The 19,277-nt window shown below is 70.3% G+C and carries 18 protein-coding genes; 10 read left to right on the forward strand and 8 right to left on the reverse strand.

The features are described from left to right. The first annotated feature begins 306 nt into the window (after positions 1 to 306). From MFF24_RS23915 to MFF24_RS23930, 4 genes are read left to right on the forward strand one after another with little or no spacing between them, the layout of a single operon-like run. On the forward strand, positions 307 to 1,071 hold the full coding sequence (locus MFF24_RS23915; RefSeq protein WP_238228534.1) for an enoyl-CoA hydratase-related protein: 765 nt from the start codon (positions 307 to 309) through the stop codon (positions 1,069 to 1,071). Between the two features lie 59 nt (positions 1,072 to 1,130). Next, the gene (locus MFF24_RS23920; protein ID WP_238228570.1) at positions 1,131 to 1,946 is read left to right on the forward strand and encodes an SDR family NAD(P)-dependent oxidoreductase; all 816 of its coding nucleotides are present in this window, start codon (positions 1,131 to 1,133) and stop codon (positions 1,944 to 1,946) included. Beyond that, entirely contained in the window at positions 1,943 to 2,812 is an 870-nt protein-coding gene (locus MFF24_RS23925; protein ID WP_238228536.1) for an SDR family oxidoreductase, read from the forward strand. Before MFF24_RS23920 ends, MFF24_RS23925 begins: the two co-directional genes overlap by 4 nt. Before the next feature lie 18 nt (positions 2,813 to 2,830). Beyond that, complete coding sequence (locus MFF24_RS23930; RefSeq protein ID WP_108941487.1) at positions 2,831 to 3,835, forward strand: magnesium transporter CorA family protein; 1,005 nt, start codon at positions 2,831 to 2,833, stop codon at positions 3,833 to 3,835. A gap of 24 nt (positions 3,836 to 3,859) precedes the next feature. On the opposite strand, the gene MFF24_RS23935 is transcribed toward MFF24_RS23930, so the two are convergent. After that, a complete protein-coding gene (locus MFF24_RS23935) occupies positions 3,860 to 5,944 on the reverse strand; it encodes a YgiQ family radical SAM protein (protein WP_238228538.1) in 2,085 nt (694 codons plus the stop codon). A 402-nt stretch (positions 5,945 to 6,346) separates the two neighbouring features. Then, positions 6,347 to 7,267 (reverse strand): oxidoreductase, encoded by a 921-nt coding sequence (locus tag MFF24_RS23940; RefSeq protein WP_238228540.1) that lies wholly within the window; start codon positions 7,265 to 7,267, stop codon positions 6,347 to 6,349. 305 nt (positions 7,268 to 7,572) lie between these two features. Between MFF24_RS23940 and MFF24_RS23945 the strand changes: the two genes are divergently transcribed. From MFF24_RS23945 to rsmA, 3 genes are all read left to right on the forward strand, one after another. Then, a complete protein-coding gene (locus MFF24_RS23945) occupies positions 7,573 to 8,409 on the forward strand; it encodes an alpha/beta fold hydrolase (RefSeq protein WP_238228542.1) in 837 nt (278 codons plus the stop codon). A gap of 295 nt (positions 8,410 to 8,704) precedes the next feature. Further along, positions 8,705 to 9,754: a 4-hydroxythreonine-4-phosphate dehydrogenase PdxA gene (gene pdxA, locus MFF24_RS23950; protein WP_238228544.1), complete on the forward strand. Its 1,050-nt coding sequence runs from the start codon at positions 8,705 to 8,707 to the stop codon at positions 9,752 to 9,754. A gap of 11 nt (positions 9,755 to 9,765) precedes the next feature. Beyond that, the gene (rsmA, locus tag MFF24_RS23955) at positions 9,766 to 10,641 is read left to right on the forward strand and encodes a 16S rRNA (adenine(1518)-N(6)/adenine(1519)-N(6))-dimethyltransferase RsmA (protein WP_133092036.1); all 876 of its coding nucleotides are present in this window, start codon (positions 9,766 to 9,768) and stop codon (positions 10,639 to 10,641) included. A gap of 210 nt (positions 10,642 to 10,851) precedes the next feature. On the opposite strand, the gene MFF24_RS23960 is transcribed toward rsmA, so the two are convergent. The 4 genes from MFF24_RS23960 to MFF24_RS23975 form a co-directional block, all read right to left on the reverse strand. Further along, a complete protein-coding gene (locus tag MFF24_RS23960; protein WP_238228546.1) occupies positions 10,852 to 11,439 on the reverse strand; it encodes an NMCC_0638 family (lipo)protein in 588 nt (195 codons plus the stop codon). Between the two features lie 251 nt (positions 11,440 to 11,690). Continuing rightward, positions 11,691 to 13,433, reverse strand: a complete 1,743-nt coding sequence (locus MFF24_RS23965; protein ID WP_238228548.1) for an AMP-binding protein — start codon at positions 13,431 to 13,433, stop codon at positions 11,691 to 11,693. A gap of 95 nt (positions 13,434 to 13,528) precedes the next feature. Next, entirely contained in the window at positions 13,529 to 14,299 is a 771-nt protein-coding gene (locus tag MFF24_RS23970; RefSeq protein WP_238228550.1) for a hypothetical protein, read from the reverse strand. Beyond that, on the reverse strand, positions 14,296 to 15,789 hold the full coding sequence (locus MFF24_RS23975; RefSeq protein ID WP_238228552.1) for a leucyl aminopeptidase: 1,494 nt from the start codon (positions 15,787 to 15,789) through the stop codon (positions 14,296 to 14,298). Before MFF24_RS23975 ends, MFF24_RS23970 begins: the two co-directional genes overlap by 4 nt. 110 nt (positions 15,790 to 15,899) lie before the next feature. Here MFF24_RS23975 and MFF24_RS23980 point away from each other — a divergent pair, with 110 nt between their 5' ends. Beyond that, complete coding sequence (locus MFF24_RS23980; RefSeq protein ID WP_238228554.1) at positions 15,900 to 16,100, forward strand: helix-turn-helix transcriptional regulator; 201 nt, start codon at positions 15,900 to 15,902, stop codon at positions 16,098 to 16,100. Positions 16,101 to 16,155: 55 nt separating this feature from the next. On the opposite strand, the gene MFF24_RS23985 is transcribed toward MFF24_RS23980, so the two are convergent. Next, positions 16,156 to 16,455: a type II toxin-antitoxin system RelE/ParE family toxin gene (locus tag MFF24_RS23985; protein ID WP_238228556.1), complete on the reverse strand. Its 300-nt coding sequence runs from the start codon at positions 16,453 to 16,455 to the stop codon at positions 16,156 to 16,158. Next, on the reverse strand, positions 16,452 to 16,742 hold the full coding sequence (locus tag MFF24_RS23990; protein ID WP_238228558.1) for a type II toxin-antitoxin system ParD family antitoxin: 291 nt from the start codon (positions 16,740 to 16,742) through the stop codon (positions 16,452 to 16,454). The genes MFF24_RS23985 and MFF24_RS23990 overlap by 4 nt, the downstream gene beginning before the upstream one ends. A gap of 190 nt (positions 16,743 to 16,932) precedes the next feature. Here MFF24_RS23990 and lptF point away from each other — a divergent pair, with 190 nt between their 5' ends. After that, entirely contained in the window at positions 16,933 to 18,102 is a 1,170-nt protein-coding gene (lptF, locus tag MFF24_RS23995) for an LPS export ABC transporter permease LptF (RefSeq protein WP_133090021.1), read from the forward strand. A gap of 10 nt (positions 18,103 to 18,112) precedes the next feature. Next, on the forward strand, positions 18,113 to 19,201 hold the full coding sequence (gene lptG, locus MFF24_RS24000; protein WP_108941498.1) for an LPS export ABC transporter permease LptG: 1,089 nt from the start codon (positions 18,113 to 18,115) through the stop codon (positions 19,199 to 19,201). Positions 19,202 to 19,277 lie beyond the last annotated feature (76 nt).

Genomic DNA, 19,277 nt, shown 5'->3' on the forward strand with positions numbered 1-19,277 from the left:
GATTGCGGCGGGGCTGTCTCATCCAACGCGCCGTCATTCCACGGCCGCGGAGCGGAACCCGGCCCCGGAGGGGCACGCCGGAGGCGTGCCATCCCCCGTGATGCGCGGCGCAGCGTGTCGGGTGGATTCCGGGTTCGCCGGCGGCGCCCCGGCATGACGGCGGAGGCGGGGGGGCGGGATCCGTGATCCGGCCCGTGGGCCCGCGCGGCGTCGGCGGCCTCTCGACAAAGCGGCGCGAGGGTAAGAAGGGTGGAGCCGACGGGGCGGGATTCCCTGTCCGTGGGGACAGGCGCGGGGCGAGGGCGGATGAGCGAAGCCATCACCATCGAGGATGTCGCGGGCGGCGTCCGCCTGATCCGCTGGAACCGTCCGGCCAAGAAGAACGCGCTGACCGGGGCGATGTACGACGCCGCCACCGCCGCGCTCGTCGGCGCCGACGACGAATCACAAAACATCGGGGCGGTGGTGTTCGCCGGGGGCCCCGGCGCCTTCACCGCCGGCAACGATCTGGCCGACTTCTTCGCCGCCGGCACGGCGCCGCGGGACGCGTTTTCCGAGATGCCGGCGCTCCGCTTCATCCGGCAGCTCGCCCGCACCCGCACGCCGATGATCGCGGCGGTGGACGGGCTCGCCATCGGCGTCGGCACGACGCTGACGCTGCATTGCGACCTCGTCTATGTCGGGCCGCAGGCGCGCTTCCGCATGCCGTTCGTGGAACTCGGCGTGGTGCCGGAGGCCGCCGCGAGTTTCCTGCTGCCGCGCCGGATCGGGCTCGCCCGCGCCTCGGCGCTGCTGCTGCTGAGCGAGCCGTTCGACGGCGCGGCGGCCGTGTCGCTCGGGCTCGCCAACGCCGAACTGCCCTCCGAGGCGCTGGAGGCGCACGCGCTGGCGCAGGCCGCCCGCCTCGCCGCCCTGCCGCGCCGGGCGGTGCAGGCGACCCGCGCGCTGATGCGCGGCGAGCAGGGCGCGGTCGAGGCGGCGATCGAGGCCGAGGCGGACGCCTTCGAGGCGGGCCTGCGCGATCCTGAAACGCAGGCGCGGCTCGCCCGCTTCCTCGCCGGCAAGGCGTGAGCGCGCTTGTGACAACGCCGGACTTGCGGGGACCGGACTTGCGGGGAAAGGTCTGCCTCGTGGCCGGGGCCTCGCGCGGGGTCGGGCGCGGGCTCGCGCGGGGCCTGGGCGAGGCCGGCGCCACGGTGATCGTCACCGCGCGCTCCTCCGAGACCGGACGGCGCACCGAGACGCGGCCCGAGGCGATCGAGGACACCGCCCGCGAGGTCGATGCGGCGGGCGGGGAGGGGCACCATTACCTGTGCGACCACACCAGCGAGCGGGCGGTGGACGAACTCGTCCACTGGGCGCTTCGCCGGTTCGGGCGGATCGATGTGGCGGCTGCGAGCGTCTGGGGCGGCAACGAGGGCTATGACGGCGAGCGCTACCCCGACGGCGCCGCCTGGGGCACGCCGTTCTGGCGCCGCTCGGCCGAGCCGTTCTCGCACTTCCTCGGGACGGGGCCGTATCCGGGGCTGCTGCTGGCCCGCGCGGTCGCGCCGGCCATGGTCGCGGCGAAGCAAGGCCTGATCGCCTTCGTCTCCTTCGGCACCGAGACCTATCTCGGGGACATCTACTACGATCTGGCCAAGGCGACGACGAACCGGCTGGCCTTCGCCTGCGCCGCCGAGCTTGCCCCCCACGGCGTCTGCGCCCTGTCGCTCTCGCCGGGCTTCGTCGCCACCGAGCGGGTGCGCGATCTCGGCCAGGAGGCGCTCGCCACCGAGAGCCCGCTCTATGCCGGCCGGGCGCTGGCGGCGCTTTCCGCCGACCCGTCCGTGCTGGACCGGGCCGGGCACACGCTCCATGTCGGGGATCTCGCCCGCGCCTACGGTTTCACCGACGCCGACGGCCGCCAGCCGGAGCGCTTCCGGATCGGAGAGGAGATGCCATGAGCCTGCAGGGTAAGACGCTGTTCATCACCGGCGCCTCGCGCGGCATCGGGCTCGCCATCGGCCTGCGCGCCGCCCGCGACGGCGCCAACGTCGCCATCGCCGCCAAGACCGCCGAACCGCACCCCAAGCTCGAGGGCACGATCTTCACCGCCGCCGAGGCCATCGAGCGGGAAGGGGGCCGGGCGCTGCCGCTGACGGTGGATGTGCGCGACGAGGACGCGGTGAAGGACGCGCTCGACCGCACCGCCAAGGAATTCGGCGGGATCGACATCGTGGTCAACAACGCCAGCGCGATCTCGCTGTCGAACACGCCCAAGACCGAGATGAAGCGCTTCGACCTGATGCATCAGATCAACGCGCGCGGCACCTACATGGTCAGCAAGTACGCGATTCCCTATCTCGAAAAGGCGAAGAACCCGCACATCCTGATGCTGTCGCCCCCGCTCGACATGGCGGAGCGCTGGTTCGCGCCGCATCTGGCCTACACCATGGCGAAGTTCGGCATGTCGCTGTGCGTGCTGGGGCTCGCCGGGGAACTCCGGGGCAAGGGAATCGGGGGGAGGGGCATCGCCGTCAACGCCCTGTGGCCGCGCACCACCATCGCCACGGCGGCCGTGCAGAACCTGCTCGGCGGCGACGCGCTGATGCAGGCGAGCCGCCGGCCTGAGATCATGGCGGATGCGGCGCATGCCGTGTTCCTCAAGGACGCCAAGACATTTTCCGGGCGCTTCCTGATCGACGACAGCTTCCTGGCGGAGGAGGGCGTCACGGACTTTTCAAAATACCGCGTCACAGCAGGCATCCCGCTTGCGCCGGACTTCTTCGTGCCGGAGACAAGCGTCGCCCCGCCCGGGGCGCTGGACTGAGACTTCGCGGGCCGCCCCTTGATCTTCACGCACAAGCCCGTCGCGGGCGACATCCAGACGGTGCTGGAGCGCCGCTACCTCGAATTGCAGGAGCCGATCCCCGAGGACACGGTCTGGCTCGACCTCGTGCGCCCGACGCGGGAGGAGGAGGTGAAGGTCGAATCCTTCCTCGGCATCACCGTGCCGACGCGCGAGGAGATGAAGGACATCGAGCCGTCCGAACTGCTCTACGTCGAGGCCGGCGCCCGCTACATGACGGGCCGCGTGCTCTCCCGCGTCAGCGATTCCGAGGAGCCGGGGCTGGCTGGCATCACCTTCATCCTGCGCGACAACCGGCTCATCACCGTGCGCTACGAGGAGCCGCAGGCGTTCCGGATGTACACCCAGCGCGCCGGCCGGGCGACGGGCAACGGGCCGTCGCGCACGGTCTCGGGCGAATCGATCCTGGCCGGGCTGATCGAGGCGGTGATCGACCGCGCCGCCGACGTGCTCCAGCTCCAGGGCGAGCGGATCGACCGCCTCTCGCGAAAGATCTTCGAGGACAAGGGCGACCCCTCCTCGCGCAACAACGCGCTGCAGGACACCCTGCGCTCACTCGGGCGGCACGGCGACCTGATCTCGAAGCAGCGCGAGAGTCTGGTCTCGATGGAGCGCATCCTGCTCTCGCTCTCGGCGACCTACCGCACGGCGAAAGCGCCCCGCGAGCTGCGCGAGGACGTGCGCTCGACGCTGCGCGACCTGCAATCGCTCGAAGAGCACGCGACCTTCATCTCGGCCAAGATCCAGTTCCTGCTCGACGCCACGCTCGGGCTCGTGAACCTGGAGCAGAACAACATCATCAAGCTGTTCTCGGTCATGGCGGTGGTGTTCATGCCGCCGACGCTCATCGCCTCGATCTACGGCATGAACTTCAAGACCATGCCGGAGCTCGACTGGCATTTCGGCTACCCCGCCGCGGTCGGCATGATGGTGGTGGCCGCGGTGCTGCCCTACGTGTTCTTTCGCTGGAAGAAGTGGCTGTAGGAGCGCGAGTCGTCACCGCGCCCGTCACTTCTGCAGCGGCACGCCCTTCGTGGTGAAGCGCTGTCCGCCGCCCGGGCGGTACTCGGGTCGCGGCTGGCCCCGCCCCTTACCGGGTCCCTTGCCGGGTCCCTTGCCGGCTCCCTTGCCCAGGCCCGTGCCCGGCGGCTGCGAGAACGGCACGAGCTGGTCCGGCCGCGGGCCGATGAGGTCGGCCCGGCCCATCTCTCGCAACGCCTCGCGCAGCAGGGGCCAGTTCTCGGGATCGTGGTAGCGCAGGAACGCCTTGTGCAGCCGGCGCTGCCGCAGCCCCTTGATCGCCTCGACCGGCTCGCTGCCGCCGCGCCGCACGCCTTTCAGCGTGTTGACCTCGGTGTGGTACATCGCCGTGGCGGTGGCCATGGGGGAGGGCAGGAAGGTCTGCACCTGGTCGGCGCGGTAGTCATTCTTCTTGAGCCAGAGCGCGAGGTGCAGCATGTCCTCGTCGGTCGTGCCGGGATGGGCCGCGATGAAGTACGGGATCAGGTAGTACTTCTTGCCCGCCTGCTTGGCGGCCTCGTCGAACATCTCCTTGAAGCGGTCGTAGGTGCCGATCCCCGGCTTCATCATCAGGTCGAGGGGGCCGCGCTCGGTGTGCTCGGGCGCGATCTTCAGGCGCCCGCCGACATGGTGCGTCACCAGTTCCTTGACGTATTCGGGGCTGCGGACCGCGAGGTCGTAGCGCACGCCCGAGGCCACCATCACCTTCTTGACGCCCTTCACCTCGCGCACCTTGCGGTAGAGGCGGATCAGGTCGTCGTGCGAGGTGTTCAGGTTCGGGCAGATGTCCGGGAAGACGCAGGACGGCAGTCGGCAGGCCGCCTCGATCTTCGGGTCCTTGCAGGCCATCCGGTACATGTTCGCGGTCGGCCCGCCGACATCGGAGATCACGCCGGTGAAGCCCGGCGTCTTGTCGCGGATGCGCTCGATCTCGCGCAGGATCGAGCCCTCCGAGCGGTTCTGGATGACGCGGCCCTCATGCTCGGTGATGGAGCAGAAGGTGCAGCCGCCGAAGCAGCCGCGCATGATCGTCACCGAGAACTTGATCATGTCCCAGGCGGGAATCTTCGCGTCGCCGTAGGACGGATGGGGCGCGCGGGCATAGGGCAGGTCGTAGACCGCATCCATCTCCTCGCTGGAGAGCGGGATCGGCGGCGGGTTCAGCCACAGGTCGCGGTCGCCGTGGCGCTGGACGAGCGGGCGCGCGTTGCCGGGATTGGCCTCCCGGTGCAGCACCCGCGAGGCGCGGGCATAGGCCTCCTTGTCGTCCTTCACCACCTCGTAGGCGGGGAGCCGGATCACGGTGTCGCCGGGCTTGCGGGCGGCGGCCTCGTCGGTGGAATCGAGGTCGTCGGCGGGAAGCTCGGTGTAGTGCTCGGGCACCCGGCGGAACAGGGCCACGCCCCGGACCGAGTCGAGCGCGTGCGGCGCCTCGCCGGCCGCGAGGCGGTTGGCCACCTCGACCACGGCGCGCTCGGCATTGCCGTAGAGCAGCAGGTCCGCCTTGGCATCGGCCAGGATCGAGCGGCGCACCTTGTCGGACCAGTAATCGTAATGCGCGATGCGGCGCAGCGAGGCCTCGATGCCGCCGAGCACGATCGGCACGTCCTTGTAGGCCTCGCGGCAGCGCTGCGTGTAGACGATCGTCGAGCGGTCCGGGCGCTTTCCGCCTTCCCCGCCGGCGGTGTAGGCGTCGTCGTGGCGCAGGCGGCGATCCGCGGTGTAGCGGTTGACCATCGAATCGAGGTTGCCGCCGGTGACGCCGAAGAAGAGCCGCGGCCGGCCCAGCGCCTTGAACGGCTCGGCCGACTGCCAGTCGGGCTGGGCGATGATACCGACCCGGAATCCCTGCGCTTCGAGCAGCCGGCCGATGATGGCCATGCCGAAGCTCGGATGATCGACGTAGGCATCACCCGTCACCAGCACGATGTCGCAGGCGTCCCAGCCGAGCGCCAGCATCTCGGCGCGGCTCATCGGCAGGAATGGCGCCGCCTTGCCGGCAGGCGGCGGTTTGCAGGCGAGGGGGGCCAGGGCGCCCTCAAAAGACTGCTCGGTCGAAGCTCGGAGTTCCATGGGGCCTACGCATAGGCCGCCCGGCCCGAGACCTCAACAAAGGACCGGACGCGCGGGGGGGCTGCGAATTCAGGTCAACGCTGCGCATCATGGATCAAGTCCGGGCTCCGCTGCGCGGCGCCGGACGGACGCAAAGCGGTCTCCGAGCGGCCGCGCGGCCCTCGCCTCATGCCAAATCTGGTTGATCCCTTCGGGATGGCGGATTTGGCCGTCGCTCAAGCAGAGACCGTATCATACGGCTTCCGGCTGATCCGTTCGGGTCTGCCCATTCTCCTCCGTCATCGCGAGGCGAAGCCGAAGTGATCCAGGGCGCGACATCTCCGGCATGGGCGCGCGCTGGATCGCCACGGCTTCGCCTCGCGATGACGGAAGAGAGATCGAAGCAGTCAACTGGAAATTGGATCACAGGGGAAACCGCACCCCTGTGAGTGTCTCCGACAGCGCCCAGAGCCGCGCGGCGGCGGCCCGGTCGAGGGCGTGGGCGGCGATCGAGGCGGGCTTGGGATAGCCGCGCACCTCCCGGAACCCGTCCGGCCCGTAATAACCGCCGCGCTCCGCCTCCGGCGCGGTGGCGGCGTAGAGGATCGGCAGGGCGCCCTGTGCCGCCGGCTGGCCGATCAGCGAGAAGATGATCCGCCCCGCTCCTTGCTGGAACGCGCCCGCCCGGTCGCCCCGGCGGAACACTTCGGTGACGGCGAAGCCGGGATGCGCCGCGAGCGCGGCGATGCCGGAGCCCGACACCTTCAGCCGCCGGTCGAGTTCGAGGGAAAACATCAGCAGCGCCAGTTTGCTCTGCCGGTAGGCGGGCTGCGACCCGTAGGTCTCGCGCCAATGCGGGTCGTCGAACCGGATCGCGCCGCTGCGGTGGGCGAGGCTCGCCACCGACACCACCCGCGCCGAGGGGCTCAGGGCCGGCAGCAGCAGGCCGGTGAGCGCGAAATGGCCGAGATAGTTCGTGGCGAGCTGCCGCTCGAACCCGTCCACGCTCTCCTCGCGCCGGGGCACCGCGGCAATGCCGGCATTGAGCACGAGCCGGTCGATCGGCGTCTCCGCCGGCCAGTCTCGGGCGAAGGCGCGCACGGAGGCGAGCGAGGCGGTGTCGATCGGGCGCACGGACAGCTCGGCGCCGGGATGCTCCCGCCGGATCGCGGCGGCGGCGCGCTCCCCCTTCTCGAGATCGCGCACCGCCAGCACCACCGCCGCCCCGGCTCCGGCCAGCGCCCGCGCCGTCTCGAACCCGAGCCCGGCGCTGCCGCCCGTCACCACGGCGCGGCGGGCGGCCTGGGAGGGGATGTCGGCGACGGTCCAGCGTTGTCTCGCCATTGGGCTTCACGATCCTCATGGGCTTCGAGTCGGAGGCGGTCGAAGGGAAACCGTCCCCGTTCCCGGCAGTTCGGCCTCGCTGTCGGTCGCGGACGGATCATCCCTCACAGGCGGCGGCCCAGCCCTTGCGAAGCCGGTCACACCCCGGAAGCAGCCGAAGCATACCACTTTTGGAAACGATACGTTTCAATCGTTTCTAATTTTCAAATGTGACGCGGAGGTCCATTGTCTCACCGTCAAGCAGCGGTCGCAGCGGTCCGAACCGGACGACGCTCCGGCCCCTCCATGGTCGAGGAGAGAGAGTCATGGCTACGGTCACCACCCGCGACGGCACCGAGATCTTCTACAAGGATTGGGGCCCGAAGGACGCGCAGCCGATCATGTTCCATCACGGCTGGCCGCTCTCGTCCGACGATTGGGACGGGCAGATGCTGTTCTTTGTCGGCCAGGGTTTCCGCGTGGTGGCCCATGACCGCCGCGGCCACGGCCGCTCCGCCCAGGTCTCCGAAGGCCACGACATGGACCATTACGCCGCCGACGCCGCGGCGGTCGCCGAGGCGCTCGACCTGAGGAATGCCGTCCATATCGGCCACTCCACCGGCGGCGGCGAGGTCGCGCGCTACGTCGCCCGGCACGGCGAGCCGCAGGGGCGCGTGGCCAAGGCGGTACTGGTGAGCGCCGTGCCGCCGCTGATGCTGAAGACCGAGGCCAACCCGGAAGGCCTGCCGCTCTCCGTGTTCGACGGCTTCCGCAAGGCTTTGGCCGACAACCGCGCCCAGTTCTTCCTCGATGTCCCCACCGGCCCGTTCTACGGCTTCAACCGCAACGGCGCGACGGTCCACGAGGGCGTGATCCGCAACTGGTGGCGGCAGGGCATGATGGGCTCGGCGAAGGCGCATTACGAGGGCATCAAGGCCTTCTCCGAAACCGACCAGACCGAGGATCTGCGGGCGATCTCGGTGCCGACGCTCGTGCTCCACGGCGAGGACGACCAGATCGTGCCGATCGTGGCTGCCGCGCACAAGTCGATCAAGCTTTTGCGCAACGGCACGCTGAAGACCTATCCGGGCCTGTCGCACGGCATGCTCACCCTCAACGCCGACCGGCTCAACGCCGACCTCCTCGCCTTCATCCGTAGCTGAGCGGGCGGCCGCTTGTCAGAGTTCCGCACTTGGGTCGACGAACGACACGCGAACGCTGAGTCGGCTTGAAAACGTTCAACGCTCGTCATTCCGGGGCGCCAGAGGCGAACTCGGAATGACGAGCCGCGACGCCCTGTTCCAGCCGCGCATCATAGGTGGATTCCGGGCTCCGCTGCGCGGCCCCGGAATGACGGTGAGCGCTGACGGGTGATACGGCGCATCGGCTGTTGAACCAGGTTCGAAGCCCTGCCCGAAACCACCTCGGCGATCGGCGAAACCGCGCTATAAGCCCGCCATGGCCTCCGACCACAGACCGCTTGCCCTTACCCTCGGCGATCCCTCCGGCATCGGCCCGGAGATCGCGCTGGCCGCGTGGCGGCTGCGGGGGGAGCGGGAGGTGCCGCCGTTCCAGCTCGTGGGCGATCCGGAATTCCTGGAAGCCACCGCCTACCGCCTCGGCCTGTCGGTTCCGGTGGCCGAGGTCGAGCCGGACGACGCCTGCGAGGTGTTTGCGCGGGCCCTGCCGGTCCTGCCGCTGCCGAGCGGCGCCAAGGTGATCGCCACGCCCGGCGCGCCGGATTCGGCCAATGCCGGCGCCATCGTCGAGTCGATCACCGCCGCCGTGGATCTGGTGCGCTCCGGCGCGGCCTCGGCGGTCGTGACCAACCCCATCGCCAAGTTCGTGCTGACGCGAGTCGGCTTCGCCCATCCAGGGCATACCGAATTCCTGGCTGCGCTCGCCGCCAAGGAGGGGCGCGAGCCGCCGCTGCCGGTGATGATGCTGTGGAGCGACACGCTGGCCGTGGTGCCGGTGACGATCCACGTTGCGCTGCGCCGCGTGCCGGACCTGCTGACGCAGGATCTGGTCGAGCGCACCGCCCGCATCGTCTATGCCGACCTGCGCGCCCGCTTCGGGCTCGAACAGCCGCGCCTCGTCCTGTCGGGCCTCAACCCGCATGCGGGCGAATCCGGCACCATGGGCACCGAGGATCGCGACGTGCTGGCGCCCGCCGTCGCGGTCTTGCGCAGCGAGGGCATCGACATCCGCGGCCCCCTGCCGGCCGACACCCTGTTCCACGAGCGGGCGCGGGCGACCTACGATGTGGCCCTCACCCCGACCCACGATCAGGCGCTGATCCCGATCAAGACCCTCGCCTTCGACGAGGGTGTGAACGTGACGCTCGGGCTGCCCTTCGTGCGCACCTCGCCCGACCACGGCACCGCCTTCGACATCGCCGGCCAAGGCGTGGCCAAGCCCGACAGCCTGATCGCCGCCCTGCGGCTGGCGCAGCGCCTCGCGCAGCGTCCGGCCAACACCGTCCTGCCCTTTCCCGCCCGCGCCTGAACCCACCGCCGATGAGCCATGACGCGTTGAGCGCCGACGGCCTGCCTCCGCTCCGCGAGGTGGTGCGACGGCACGGGCTGGAGCCGAAGAAGGCGCTCGGCCAGAACTTCCTGTTCGATCTCAATCTCACCGGCCGCATCGCCCGCTCGGCGGGCGCGCTCGACGGAGTCACGGTGGTGGAGGTCGGCCCCGGCCCCGGCGGCTTAACCCGCGCGCTGCTGGCGGCCGGCGCGAAGCGGGTGGTGGCGATCGAGCGCGACCCCCGCGCGCTGCCCGCGCTGGCCGAGATCGCCGCGCATTATCCGGGAAAGCTCGACGTGATCGACGCCGACGCGGTCGGCTTCGACCCGCGCCCGCTCGTCGGCGACGGGCCGGTGCGGATCGTGGCGAACCTCCCCTACAACGTCGCCACCGTGTTGCTCACCGGCTGGCTCGGGGCCGACACGCGGGACGACACTTGGCCGCCGTGGTGGGAATCGGCGACGCTGATGTTCCAGCGCGAGGTCGCCGAGCGCATCGTCGCCGACGAGGGCGACCGGGCCAATTACGGACGGCTCGGGGTTCTGTGCGGCTGGCGCACGCAAGCCACCATCCTGTTCGACGTGGCGCCGTCCGCCTTCGTACCGCCGCCGAAGGTCACCTCCAGCATCGTCCACCTGCGCCCTCGGCCCGAGCCGCTGCCCTGCCGGATCGCGGATCTCGAGCGGGTGACCCGCGCCGCCTTCGGCCAGCGCCGCAAGATGCTGCGCCAGAGCCTGAAGGCCGCCACCCCCGACCCCGCCCGCCTGCTCGCCGCCGCCGGCCTGCCGGAGACGGCACGGGCGGAGGAGATTCCGGTCGCGGGGTTCGTGGCGCTGGCCCGCGCGCTGGAGGCGGGAGGATCGTGAGAGCGCTCCGTGACGGAGCCTCCCGTGTCGAGCGATGTCATTTTACAGCATTGGCGGCCGTCCTCTGGCATGGCCGCCCGTCACGAACCCTGTGCTGACCTCTAGCCAAATCTGCGACCGCCTACGGGTTTCTTTCGACGAACCGGCCCCCACTTCGTCGGAAAGCGCTCTAGCGGAGGGAGGGGGCGGGTTCTGCGTCCGCCAGGGCCGTCACCGGATCGGCCCGGACGTCTTCTGCGGCGGCAGGGAGGATGCCGTCATGATGAGGGAGACACCCCCGGTCCGTGGCGGAGCCACGGACAGCGCGAAGAGCCGGCTTTCCCCATTGCCGTCCGGCAGGTGGACGCGGAAGAACACCTGCCGCCCTGGCTGCCCGCCCAAGTCGGCGGGTTCGTCCCGTTCCGTCTCGACCTTCACCCCCGCCCGACGCAACTCCGTCATGGTCTGGCGGAACCGCTCAGGGGACTCCTCCACGTCCACGAAAGGGGCCATGAGCTGGCACCGCACGCCCGCATCGCGGATCACCACGAGCATGGGCTGTGTCGCGTCGTTCCAACGCCACACCTGTCCTGGCTCCCCGATCGGCAGGCGGGCTGCAGCCTGGGCCGCGGCCTCCGGCGGGGCCGGGTTGAAGCCGTGTTTCTCCAAAGCCCGTCCCATGCCGGCGCGATCTCCGAACCGCTCGACGCAGACCTGACTGAACAGCTCGTTGGCCGTACGAGAGATGCCGGGGCGGTCCAGGCGCCCCGCGGACTGCATCTGCGCCTGCGCGGATACCGCCGTCATCGACAGGAGCATGAGGCTCACCGCGATTTTTGTCATACGCGTCATCCCGATGTCTCACGCCGCAGCGCCGGAGAGCAAGAGCTCGTAACCTGGGCCGAGGTGCGCCAGCAACGATTCGCGGCAGGTCGCTCCCGAGGTGAACGCCCCGTTCCGCCAGGGCATGGAATGGCGGTCGGCTGTGTCACGGAAGGACTGCTGTCCACCCTCAGCGGCCCCAATGCCCGGTTAAGCTGATCCGGGACAGGCCCCGGAAGGCACCCTCCTCAACCTTGCGGCGGCGCGCCTGTCTCCTCCCGCAGCGCCCGGCGCAGCACCTTGCCGACATTGGTCTTCGGCAGGCTGTCCTGGATCACGATGCGGCGCGGCACCTTGTAGCCGGTGAGGCTGGCGCGGGCATGGGCCCGGAGCGCGTCCGGCTCCACCGAGGGGTCGCGCAGGACCACGTGGGCGACGACCATCTCGCCGCTGTCGCCGCAGGGCGCGCCGACCACCGCGCACTCGACCACCGCCGGATGGGTGGCGAGCACGTCCTCGACCTCGTTCGGATAGACGTTGAAGCCGGAGACGAGGATCATGTCCTTCATCCGGTCGACGATGCGGATCTGGCCGTCGGGCGTCATCACCGCCACGTCGCCGGTGCGGAAGAAGCCGTCGGCGGTCATCGACGCCCGTGTCTCCTCCGGGCGGTTCCAGTAGCCGGCCATCACCTGGGGCCCGCGCACGCAGAGTTCGCCCGGCACGCCGAAGGGCAGCACCGTGCCGTCCTCGGCGCGGATCGTCACCTCGGTCGAGGGCAGCGGATAGCCGATCGTCCCGGTCCACTCGGCAAGCCCGAGCGGGTTGACGGTCACCACCGGCGAGGTCTCCGACAGGCCGTAGCCTTCGAGAATGGTCTGGCCGGTGATCGCCTTCCAGCGGGCGGCGACCGAAGACTGCACCGCCATGCCGCCGCCGACCACGTACTCCACCTTCGAGAAATCGACCGTGTCGATCTTGGGGTGGTTGTTGAGCGCGTTGAACAGCGTGTTCACCCCGGCGAAGTTGGTGAAACGGGTGCGGCTCAGGGTCTTCACGAAGCCGTCGAGGTCGCGCGGGTTGGGGATCAGGAGGCAGCAGCCGCCGAGCCGGAAGAAGAACAGGAAGCAGGCGGTCAGCGCGAAGATGTGGTAGAGTGGGAGTGCCGTGACCGCCACGCGCCCGTCGCCGTCCTCCGCCGAGCCGCGGAACCACGCCCGGCTCTGCTCGACATTGGCCATGATGTTGCGGTGAGTCAGCATCGCCGCCTTGGCGAGGCCGGTGGTGCCGCCGGTATATTGCAGGAAGGCGACGTCGCCGGGCTCGATCGCCACGGAGGGCCGCTTGAGGCCGCGGCCGGACCGCAGAACCGCCTCGAACCGCAGGGTCCGCCCGGCCGGCAGGGCGTAGGGCGGCACCGCCCGCTTCACCCGCCGCGACACGAGATCGATGATCCGCCCCTTCAGACCGAGCAGGTCGCCGGGCCCGGCTACGACGATCCGCTCCAGGCTCGGCATCTGCGGCAGCGCCTGCGCCACCGTGTGGCAGAAGTTTTCCAGCACGAACAGGACGCGGGCGCCGGAATCGTTGATCTGCGCCGCGAGTTCGCGTGGGGTGTAGAGCGGGTTGACGTTGACGACGGTGCAGCCCGCCACCAGCACGCCGAGCAGCGCGACGGGACAGGCCGGGACGTTGGGCATCATCACCGCGACACGGTCGCCGATGCCCTCGGGGCCGCCCTTGCCGCCCTTGCTACTCTTGCCGTAGCCGTTGGCGGCCAACCACGCCGCCACCGCCTGGGCGGCGGCGCCGACCTCGCGGTAGCGCAGGCTCGCACCAAAGCAGGTGATCGCCGGGCGCTCGGCGAAACGCAGGACGCTGCGGTCGAACAGATCGACCACCGTGCCGACCGCGTCCGCGTCGATGTCGGCGGGAATGCCGGGGGGATAGGCGGCCAGCCAAGGGCGCTCCGCGCTCTGGTCCTGCGCCATCCTCGTCCCTCCTGCCTTGTGCGCGGCTTATGAGGACCGCCACCCGCCGGCGGCGCCGCTTCCCGTTGTGGCTTAAGCGTTTCCGGCGCGTTCGATCAAGCCGCGCCGTCCCGCCGAGACATCGCATGGACCGTCCGTCGCAGGCGCGCGGCCACGAGGGCCACGTGCGGCAGGGCGGCGCCCGTCAGCAGCAGGGCGGCGATGACGAGATCGCGGGCATCGAGCGGGCGGCGCGGCCAGGGGCCGAACCCGGCATCGCGGGCCAGCCCGATCATCGCGGCAGCGAACCACAGGGTGAGGAAGCCCAGGAGGGCGCCGAGCAGCGCCCGTCCGGCCCGGCGCCAGCGGCTGCCGGCGCGCGCCGGACCCGATCGGCCGGCAAGCCGCGCACCGAGCCCCATGGCGAGGCCGAACAGGCCCGCGGCGGCGCCCGCCCCCATCGCGTAGGCGAGCGCCATCGGCGTGCCGTTGAGGAAGGCGCCGCTGCCGGTGGCGAAGCCCGCCCGCAGCACGAGGCCGCCGAAGGTCGGGTGCAGGCTCAAGCCCAGCACCAGGGCGAGGCCGAGCCCTCCGCCGGTGAGCCGCCGGACCGGCGAGGCGGGGCCCGGCGCCCACATCGCGGCCAGGATGCGGACGAGCCCGTAGACCAGCGCGAAGGCGAAGAGCGGGTAGCGGTCGAGGAAGAAGCCGTAGAAGCGCGCCGCCACGTCCGGCGGCATCGCGCTGCGTTGATCGAAGCCGGCGAGGAACACGGCGAACAGGGCGGCCAGCGCCGCCAGCAGCGGCGCCGCGGCGATCGCCCAGGCGCCCCGCCGCGACGCCGGTTCGGCCCCCGCCCCGGCGGAGAGCGCGGCCGTGCGGCTCACCGCTCGTAGTGTTCGCGCACGAGCCGGTCGAGCAGGCGCACGCCCCAGCCCGCGCCCCAGCTCCGGTTGATCTCGGAGGCGGTGGAGGCCATGGCGACGCCGGCGATGTCGAGATGCGCCCAGGGCACGTCGTTGACGTAGCGCTTGAGGAAGGCGGCCGCCGTCGCCGCGCCGCCGTGGCGCCCGCCGGTGTTCTTCATGTCGGCGAACTTCGAATCGATCGCCTTGTCGTAGGCGGGGATGAGGGGCATCCGCCACACCCGCTCGCCCGCCGCCTCGCCGGCCGCGGTGATCTGGGCCGAGAGCACGTCGTCGTTGGAGAACAGGCCGGCGATGTCCTGGCCGAGCGCGACGATGATCGCGCCGGTGAGGGTGGCCAGATCGATCATCGCCTTGGGCTTGTAGGTCGCCTGGACGTGCCAGAGCACGTCGGCGAGCACGAGGCGGCCTTCGGCGTCGGTGTTGATGACCTCGATGGTCTGCCCGGAAAGCGAGGTGACGATGTCGGAGGGGCGGTAGGCATTGCCGTCGGGCATGTTCTCGACGATGCCGATGGCGCCGACCACGTTCACTTTGGCCTTGCGCGAGGCCAGCGCGTGCAGGGTGCCGACGACGGCGGCCGAGCCGCCCATGTCGCCCTTCATGTCCTCCATGCCGCCGGCCGATTTGATCGAGACGCCGCCGGAATCGAACACCACGCCCTTGCCGATCAGCGCCAGCGGCGGCTCGGACGGATCGTCCGCCCCGTTCCAGCGCATGATCGCCACCCGCGGCTCGCGGGCCGAGCCCTGCGCCACCGCCAGCAGCGCCCCCATGCCGATCTCCCGCATGCGCGCCACGTCGAGGATCTCGACCTCGACGCCGAGGCGCGTCAGCTCGGAGACGCGGCGGGCATATTCCTCGGGGTAGAGGACGTTCGGCGGCTCGTTGACGAGGTTGCGGGCCAGGATCACGCCCTCGGCCACCGCCTCGGCGGCGCCCGCGGCGGCCCGCGCCGCGGACGGGTCGGCAACCAGAAGGGTCAGCGCGGCTCCCGCTTCGTCCTCGTCCTTCTTCTTGGTCTTGTACGCGTCGAAGCGGTAGCTGCGCAGGCGCGCGCCGAGCGTGAAGTCGGCGGCGTCCCGGGCGCTGCCGGCAAAGCCTTGCCAATCGAGCACGACTTTGGCCGTGCGCCCGCCGACCTTGCCCGCGGTGAAGCCGCCGAGCACAGTCCAGTCGATCTTGGCCCGGTCCTTCTCCGAACCGAGGCCGATCACCACCAGCCGATCGGCCTCCACGGCCGCCGGGGCCGGAAGGACCAGTGCCGACTGCGCCTTGCCCTTGAAGCGCTCGCTCGCGGCGGCGCGGGCGACCAGCTCGGCGCCCGGCCGGCCAAGGATCTCGGCCGCAGCCCCCGACAGGGCGAGGTCGTCGCCCACGAACACCACGAGGTCGCCCCCGGCACCGCGCGACGACAGCGGCTCAAAGGCGATTTCGATCCCACCGGCCATGATGCTCTTCGCTTTCCACCCGCATTCCGGCGGCGTGCCGCGGGCCCCGCGACAGCCGGCGAACCTGTGTACCCGGTGAGGCGAAGAACGCAACGCGGGGGCCCGTCGCGGTGGCCGGGCCGAGGGGGCGCATCGAGCGCATCGTGGAGGAGATCGGGATCAGCGCCGACATGGCGCTGCGGCTCGCCCGGCTGTTGCGGACGACGCCGGACTTCTGGATGAACTACCAGGCCCGGTACGAACGCGAAATCGTGTTGGCCGAGATCGGGTCCGAACTGCATCGTATCGAGCCCCTCGCGACGGCGGCCTGAGGCGATTTCGCACGGGGAATGTCCTGCAATGCGTCGGGCGTTTCGCGAGGGATAATCAATCTACTGGGAAAAGGATTGCCTCGTAGTCCTGCGCCCCATTCAGCACGCGCAGTACCTCGGTCCGCCCCGCCTGAAGACGGTAGAAAATCAGATAGTCGCCGTACGGACGGCGGCGAATGCCGGAGGTTTCGCGCCCAGGCAGGAGCGGGAAGGCTTGTGGCATGAAGCCGAGGTTCTGGCAGCGCTTCTCCAGTTCGGCCACGAAGCTCGCCGCCCGCGCTGGATTGTCCTGTCCGATGAAGCGGCCGATGCGGACGAGATCGCCGACCGCTGCCTCGGTGAGGACGACGTTCACGTGTCGCCGCTTTCGTTATCGATCCCGAGTTCGGCGCGGATGCGGGTGAACGCCTCATGGACCGGAACGATGCGGCCCGCCTCCGCATCGGCGACGCCCTCCGCGAGGGCTGCATCAAGGGCTTGCAGCCGGGCCTCCCGCTCCTTCTCCGCGAGATAGCGGCTACGCACGAGATCACGGATGTACTCGCTCGTGGTGGCAAAGGCACCCTCACGCACCTTGTCGCGGACAAACTGCTCCAATTCGCGTGTGAGCGTGACGGTCATCTGACCGGTCGGCGTCGGCATCGGTGCCTCCCAATGGCGGCCTTCAAACTCGGTTCAGTGAAAATCACTGCGGCACGCTTGTCCAGCCTCACGCGCCTCGCCGCGAAACGGCCTCATTCCGGGCGCCCGAAGCCGGCAGTCTCGGCGTCCTGTCCCTTGCACGGGGTGCCGCTCACGGCGCGTGGATGAAGGACGGATTCGGGCAGCGCGGATGACGCAGATCGAGCGCTACATATTCAGGATCGCGCTCGGGGCCTTCCTCACCTGCCTGATCGGCCTCACCGGCACGATCTGGGTGACGCAGGCCCTGCGCGAACTCGATCTCGTGACGGCCAAGGGGCAGACGCTCCTCGTCTTCCTGTTCATCACCGCGCTGTCGCTGCCGACGCTGATCACGGTGATCGCGCCGGTCGCGCTGTTCATCGCCTGCGTCTACGCGCTCAATAAGCTCAACGGCGATTCCGAGCTCATCGTGATGTCGGCGGCCGGCATGCCGCCGCGCCAGCTGCTGCGGCCCTTCGCGACGCTCGCCTTCGCCGTCAGTGTCGTCGTCGCCTTCCTGACGATCCAGGTGATGCCCTCCTCCTTCCAGGAACTGCGCGATGTGCTGACGCGGGTGCGCGGCGATTTCGTCGCCAACGTCGTCAAGGAAGGCCAGTTCACGGCGCTCGACAACGGCATCACCTTCCACTTCCGCGAGCGCGGCGCCGACGGCTCGCTCCAGGGCCTGTTCATCCAGGACAAGCGCGAGGCCGGCAAGGCGGTGGTCTACCTCGCCGAGCGCGGGCGCGTGGCGGATGTCGACGGGCAGACCTACCTCGTCCTGGAGAAGGGCAGCATCCACCGTCAGCAGAAGGACAGCCGCGATTCCTCGATCGTGAGCTACGAGCGCTACGCCGTCGATCTCGCCGCCTTCACGCCCCCGGATTCCGAGACGATCTACAAGCCGCGCGAGCGCTCGACCCTGGCCCTGCTCTTCCCCGATACGGGCGAGGGCTATTACCGCCTGCAGAAGGGCCGCTTCCGGGCCGAGTTGCATGACCGGCTCTCCGCCTGGCTCTACCCGCTGGCGCTCGCCTTCATCGCGTTCGCCGCGCTCGGCGATCCGCGCACCACGCGCCAGGGCCGCGGGCTGGCCGTGGCCGGCGCCGTGCTCGGCGTGGTGGCGCTTCGCATCGCGGGCTTTGCCGCGAGCAGCGCCGCCGTGCGCAGCCCCGGCGCGGTGGTGGCGATCTACGCCGCCCCGCTCGGCGCCATCGCCCTCTCCTGCCTGCTGATCTTCGGCGGCGCCCGGGTGCGGGCGATGAACGAGGGGCTCGGCCGGTTCGGGCGCCGGCTCGCGGGGGCCCTGCGGCGGCGCCCGCTGGCCGGGCGCGCCTGAGGGTGCGATCATGCTGATCGGCGCGACCCTCGGCCGCTACTTCGCGTGGCGCTTCGTGCGCACCATCCTCGGCGTGTTCCTCACGGTCTTCGCCCTGGTCTACACCCTCGACTTCGTCGAGCTCCTGCGGCGGGCGGGCGACGCCGAGGGCGCCTCGCCCGGTCTGATGGCGCAGCTCGCGCTCTACCGCACGCCGGCGGTGGCCGAGAGCGTGCTGCCGTTCGCCGTGCTGTTCGGCTCCATGGCCGCCCTGCTCCAGCTCTCGCGCAAGCTCGAACTCGTGGTGGCGCGGGCCGCTGGCATCTCGGCGTGGCAGTTCCTCCAGCCCGGCGCCTTCGTGGCGCTGGCGATCGGCGCGCTGGCCATCGGCGCCTACAATCCCCTGTCCGCGGCGCTCAAGCAGCGCTCCAGCGAGATCGAGGCGAAGATCTTCGCCAAGGCGACCAAGGCCGGCACCGGCAAGGATCTGTGGCTGCGCCAGCGCAGCGTCGACGGGCAGGCGATCATCCGCGCCGAGACAGCGATCGAGGGCACGACGACGCTGGCCGGGGTCACTGTGTTCCAGTTCGACGGCGCGGGCGCTTTCACCGCCCAGGTCGAGGCAGCGCAGGCGATCCTGCACGACGGCTGGTGGGAATTGCGCGATGTGCGCGTTCTCACACGCGACGAACCGCCCGAGAGCCACGAGGTCTACCTCGTCGCCTCGACGCTCGATCCGAGCCAGATCCGCCAGCGCTTCACCCCCCCGGAATCTGTGCCCTTCTGGCAACTTCCCGAGACCATCGCGCGCCACGAGCGGGCCGGGCTGGATGCCACGCGCTACCGCCTCCAGTACGATGTGCTGCTGGCAACGCCCCTGCTCTACCTCGCGATGGTTCTCGTGGCGGCAACGGTTTCCTTAAGATTCTTCCGCTTTGGTGGCGTCGGGAAACTCGTGCTCGGCGGGGTGAGCGCGGGCTTCGTTCTCTACGTCGTGCAGCAGGTCATGGAGGGCCTGGGCGCGTCGGGAATGGTCGCGCCGACAGTGGCGGCGTGGTTCCCCGCCGTGGTAGGGAGTCTCCTCGGTACGCTCACGCTTCTCTACCAGGAGGACGGCTGATGCGCGGTGCTCCGGGTGGGGACGGGTTCGGTCGTGCAAGGGGCTGTCTGGCCAGGGACTGTCTGGGTCGTCGTGC

The sequence above is a fragment of the Methylorubrum aminovorans genome (genome assembly GCF_022179725.1).
Taxonomy (GTDB): domain Bacteria; phylum Pseudomonadota; class Alphaproteobacteria; order Rhizobiales; family Beijerinckiaceae; genus Methylobacterium; species Methylobacterium aminovorans.